Here is a 5,420-nt window from a genome sequence, read left to right as displayed (position 1 = left end):
TGGCGGGGGCTCAGCGCGGCGGGAGCGTCTCCGCGATCGCGCGCAGCGCGGGACGCGGGTCCCCGTCCCGCTCGGCCAGCACCTGGACGGCGACGTGGTCGGCGCCCGCGTCCAGGTGGGCGGACAGCCGCGCGGCCACCGCAGCCGCGTCGCCGTGCGCGACCAGCGCGTCCAGGATCGCGTCGCTGCCGTCCCCGGCGACGTCCTCGTCGGTGAAGCCGAGCCGCTTCCAGTTGGCGACGTAGTTCCGGAGCCGGAAGTAGAAGCCGATCTGCTCCCTGGCCAGCGCGCGGGCCCGCTCGGGATCGGTGCCGAGCACGGCCTTCTGCTCCGGGGCGAGGAGCGGGCCGTCGCCCATCGTCTCCCGCGCCAGCCGCGTGTGCTCGGGCGTCGTCAGGTACGGGTGGGCGCCCGCGGCGCGCTCGGCCGCCAGCCGCAGCACCCTCGGCCCCAGCGCGGCGAGCACCCGCCCCTCCACCGGGACCTTCGCCGCGTCGAGCCGGTCGAGGTACCGGACGATCGTCTCGTACGGGCTGCGGTACTCCTGCGTCGCCTCCGGATGGTCGATGCCCGCGCCGAGCACGAACCGGCCTCCGTAGGCGTCGTTGAGCCGGTGGTAGGACTCGGCGACCTCCTCGGCGGGCGTCGTCCACATGTTCACGATGCCGGTCGCGATCACGATGCGGTCGGTCCCGGCCAGCAGCCGCTCGGCGATCTTCATGTCACCGCGCGGCGACCCGCCGATCCAGATCGTGCCGTAGCCGAGGTCCTCGACGTCCTTCGCCAGTTCGGGGTCGAGTCGGTTCCACGGGCGCCAGATGCCCAGGCGGCCCAGATCGATCTTCGTCATGTCGCTCCCAACGTGCGGTCCGGTCGTTTCGTCCCCCGTTCCCCGGTGCGAGGATGGGACGCGTGACCGACCGGCCCCGGCTCCTCCTGCTCGACGGCCACTCGCTGGCCTACCGGGCGTACTACGCGCTGCCGGTCGAGAACTTCACCACCACCTCGGGGCAGTCGACCAACGTCGTCTACGGGTTCGCGAACATGCTGGCCAACGCGCTGCGCGACGAGCGCCCGACGCACGCGGCGGTCGCGTTCGACGTGTCGCGTTCGACGTTCCGCACCGAGGCGTTCCCCGAGTACAAGGCGACCAGGTCACGCTCGCCGGAGGGGTTCGGCGGCCAGCTGCGGATCCTGGACGAGCTGCTCGCCGCGATGAGCGTCCCGGTGCTGCGGGCGCCCGGCTACGAGGCCGACGACGTGATCGCGTCCCTGACCGCGAGGGCCGGGGCCGAGGGGCTCGACGTCCTCATCATCACCGGGGACCGGGACGTGCTCCAACTCGTCGGCGACGACGTCACCGTCCTGTACTTCTACCGGACGGCCTCGGAGATGATCCGGTACACGCCGGAGACGGTGCGGGAGAAGTACGGACTGAGCCCGGCGCAGTATCCGGACTTCGCGGCGCTGCGCGGCGACCCGTCCGACAACCTGCCCGGCATCCCGGGCATCGGCGAGAAGACGGCGGCGAAGTGGGTCCGCGAGTTCGGCTCCCTCGACGCCCTGCTGGACCGGGCCGGCGAGGTGAAGGGGAAGGCGGGGGAGCGGCTGCGCGCGGCGCTGGACACCGTCCGGCTGAACCGGCGGCTGACCGAGCTCGTCCGCGACCTGGACCTGCCGGTGGAGATCGGCGACCTGCGGCGGCGGCCCTACGACGTGGCCGCGTTCACGTCGCTGCTGGACGAGCTGGAGTTCCGCAACCCCAGCCTCCGGCAGCGGCTGTTCGCCGCCGACCCGGGCGGCGGCCGGCCGCCGGCGACGGCACCGGCGGCCGCGCGGAGCGGCCGGGCCGCGGAGCGGGAGCGGATCGAGGGCCGGGAACTGGACGCGGGCGAGCTGGCGGGCTGGTTGCGGACCCGCGCGACCGGCCTCACCGGGCTGGCCGCCGAGTACACCTGGGCCCGCGGCGAGGGCGGCGTCACCCGGATCGCGCTCGCCACCGGCGACGGGCACGCCGCCTCGTTCGAGCCGCCCGCGCTCACCGCCGCCGACGAGCGCGCCTTCGCCGAGTGGCTGGCCGACCCGGGCCGCCCGAAGGCCCTGCACGACGTGAAGTCCCTGCTGCGCGTGTTGGGAGAGCACGGTATTGGTGAGCACGGGCCGATCGCCGGCATCGCCATCGATACCGCGATGGCCGCCTACCTCCTCCTGCCGGGCCTGGCCGCGTACGGGATCGCCGACCTCGCGGGGCGGCACCTCGGGCGCCGCCCGCCGGAGGGCGGGCCGGCGGGGCTGATGCTGAGCGCCCGCGCCGTCCTGGACCTGGCGGGCGTGTTCGCCGCCGACCTCGCCTCCACGGGCATGGACACGGTGCTGCGCGACGTGGAGCTGCCCCTGTCGGACCTGCTCGCCAGGGCCGAGCGCGCGGGCGTCCACGTCGACGCCGGTCTCCTGGAGGAGCTCGAAGGGCGGTTCGCCCGCGGGATGGAGCGCGCGGCCGACGAGGCCGCGGAGATCGCCGGACGCCGCTTCAACCCCGGCTCGACGAAGCAGCTCCAGGAGGTGCTCTTCGGCGAGCTGGGCCTGCCGAAGACCAAGAAGATCAAGTCCGGCTACTCCACCGACCTCGACGCGCTGACCTGGCTCGCCGCGCAGACCGACAACGGCCTGCCGCAGGTCCTGCTGCGGCACCGCGACCAGGCGCGGCTCCGCACGACCGTCACCGGGCTGATCAGGGGGATCGGCGCGGACGGCCGCATCCACACCACGTTCCAGCAGACGGTCGCCGCCACCGGCCGCCTCACCTCCACCGACCCGAACCTGCAGGTCATCCCCATCCGGACCGAGGAGGGGCGGAGCATCCGCCGGGCGTTCCGGCCCGGGCCGGGCCACGAGTCGCTGATGACGGCCGACTACGGCCAGCTCGAACTGCGCGTCATGGCCCACCTGTCCCAGGACCCGACCCTGCTCGCCGCCTTCGACTCCGGCGAGGACCTGCACACGACGATGGCCGCCCAGGTTTTCCGGGTGTCCCAGGACGCGGTCACGCCCGAGATGCGGCGCAAGATCAAGGCGATGTCGTACGGGCTGGCGTACGGCCTGTCGGCGTTCGGGCTGGCGCAGCAGCTCGGAATCCCGGTCGCGGAGGCGCGCCCGCTGATGGACGCCTACTTCGAGCGGCTCGGCGGCGTCCGCGACTACCTCGACCACGTCGTCGCCGAGGCCCGCGTCACCGGCTACACCCGCACGGTCCTCGGCCGCCGCCGCTACCTGCCGCACCTGGCGAGCGACGACCGGCGGCGCCGCGAGACCGCCGAGCGGATGGCGCTGAACGCGCCGGTGCAGGGCTCGGCCGCCGACATCGTCAAGATCGCGATGCTGCGGGTGGACGGCGCGCTGACCGCCGCGGGGCTGCGCAGCCGCCTGCTGCTCCAGCTGCACGACGAGATCGTCCTGGAGATCGCGCCGGGCGAGCGGGACGCGGTGGAGGAGATCGTGCGGACGGGCATGACCACCGCGTACCCGCTCAGCGTCGGGCTGGAGGTCGCCGTCGGCACCGGTCCCGACTGGGCCGCGGCCGCTCATTGACCTTCATTGCCCGCCGACCCTTACCGCCCGCTCTCCCGCGCCGGTACGATCACGTCGCCCCGTCGCTGGGTAGGGGATTCCTGGGGAGGCACGCATGGAGATCGAGATGGTCGTCGAGATCCCCAAGGGATCCCGCAACAAGTACGAGATGGACCACCGGCTCGGCCGCATCCGGCTGGACCGGATGCTGTTCACCTCGACCCAGTACCCGGTCGACTACGGCTACATCCCGGACACCGTCGCCGAGGACGGCGATCCGCTGGACGTGATGGTGCTGCTGGAGGAGCCCACCTTCCCCGGCTGCGAGATCACCGTCCGCAGCGTCGGCGTGTTCTGGATGCACGACGAGGGCGGCCCCGACGCCAAGATCCTCAGCGTCCCGGCCACGGACGTGCGGTACGCGCAGATCCGCGACCTGGAGGACGTCCACGAGCACGTCCGCAACGAGATCGCGCACTTCTTCGACATCTACAAGAACCTGGAACCGCTCAAGAGCACCGACGTGCGCGGCTGGCAGGACCGGCGGGTCGCCGACCGGACCATCACCGAGGCCGCCGAACGCGCGCGCGACACGACCACGGCGTGACATGGAGCCGGTCGTCGTCGCGGGCGCCGGGCCGGTCGGCCTGGTCACCGCGCTGCTGCTGGCGCGGCACGGCGTGCCGAGCACGGTGCTGGAGGCGGCCGGCCGGCGCGACCCGTCCGGGTCCAGGGCCATCTGCTTCCAGCGGGACGTCCTCGACGTGCTCGACCGGGCCGGCTGCGCCGAGCGGATGGTCGCCCGCGGGGTGACGTGGACGACCGGCCGGACCTACCACCGCGGCGACGAGCTGTTCTCGGTCACCTTTCCCGGCACCGGACGCGGCGCGGTCCCGCCCTGGATCAACATCTCCCAGGCGGAGGTGGAGGGGTACCTGTGCGACCTCGCGGCCGCCGAACCGCTGATCGGCCTCCGGTACGGGCATCCGGTGCGCGGTGTCCGCCAGGACGACCGGGGTGTGGAGGTCGAGGTCGGCGGCGTCGAGGCGGGCGGTACCGTCCGGGGCAGCCACCTGGTCGGCGCGGACGGCGGCCACAGCACCGTCCGCGAGCTGCTCGGCATCGGCTTCCCCGGGCGGACGTTCGCCGACCGGTTCCTCATCTGCGACATCCGGGCCGAGCTGCCGTTCCCGAGCGAGCGGCGGTTCCACTTCGATCCGGAGTGGAATCCGGGGCGGCAGGTCCTCGTCCACCAGTGCCCGGACGGCACATGGCGGATCGACTGGCAGGTCGCGCCCGGGCTCGACCTCGACGCCGAACGCGCCTCGGGCGCCCTGGACGCCCGCATCCGGAAGATCGTCGGGGACCTCCCGTACGAGATCGTGTGGGCGACCGTGTACCGGTTCCATGAGCGGTGCGCCACGGCGTTCGGCTCCGGGCGCGCCTTCCTCGCCGGTGACGCCGCCCACCTGTTCGCGCCGTTCGGCGCCCGCGGGCTGAACTCCGGCATCCAGGACGCGGAGAACCTCGCCTGGAAGCTGGCCTTCGTCCATCGGGGCCTGGCCCCCGCGGGCCTGCTCGCGTCCTACGACACCGAGCGGCGCGCCGCCGCCGAGGAGAACCTCCGCGTCACCACCCGGACGATGGAGTTCCTCGTCCCGCAGACGCCGGCGCAGCGCGCCCACCGGCTGGAGTCGCTGGAGCGGGCGCGGACGCACCCGGACCCCCGCACCATCATCGACTCGGGCAAGCTCGCCGAGCCGTTCTGGTACCTGGACTCGCCGCTGACCACCCCGTCCGGCCCGCTGGACGGCTTCTGTCTCTTATACACAACTGACGCTGCCGACGAATAG

At 73.3% G+C, this 5,420-nt stretch carries 4 protein-coding genes; 3 read left to right on the top strand and 1 reads right to left on the bottom strand.

Annotated features, from left to right (window positions below; genetic code table 11):
• Positions 1-10: 10 nt before the first annotated feature.
• Positions 11-850 (bottom strand): LLM class F420-dependent oxidoreductase, encoded by an 840-nt coding sequence (locus E1266_RS35225; RefSeq protein WP_132054608.1) that lies wholly within the window; start codon positions 848-850, stop codon positions 11-13.
• Between the two features lie 62 nt (positions 851-912).
• Between E1266_RS35225 and polA the strand changes: the two genes are divergently transcribed.
• The 3 genes from polA to E1266_RS35210 all read left to right on the top strand — a co-directional run bounded on the left by polA (position 913) and on the right by E1266_RS35210 (position 5,420).
• A complete protein-coding gene (polA, locus tag E1266_RS35220; protein ID WP_243719290.1) occupies positions 913-3,588 on the top strand; it encodes a DNA polymerase I in 2,676 nt (891 codons plus the stop codon).
• 94 nt (positions 3,589-3,682) lie between these two features.
• Positions 3,683-4,174, top strand: a complete 492-nt coding sequence (locus tag E1266_RS35215; protein WP_132054604.1) for an inorganic diphosphatase — start codon at positions 3,683-3,685, stop codon at positions 4,172-4,174.
• 1 nt (position 4,175) lies between these two features.
• Positions 4,176-5,420 carry an FAD-dependent monooxygenase gene (locus tag E1266_RS35210; protein WP_132054602.1) on the top strand — a complete coding sequence of 415 codons (1,245 nt, stop codon included), beginning with the start codon at positions 4,176-4,178 and terminating at the stop codon, positions 5,418-5,420.

Source organism: Actinomadura sp. 7K534, assembly GCF_004348575.1.
In the GTDB taxonomy this organism is placed as follows: domain Bacteria; phylum Actinomycetota; class Actinomycetes; order Streptosporangiales; family Streptosporangiaceae; genus Spirillospora; species Spirillospora livida.
This window is presented reverse-complemented; position numbering and strand designations above follow the sequence as displayed.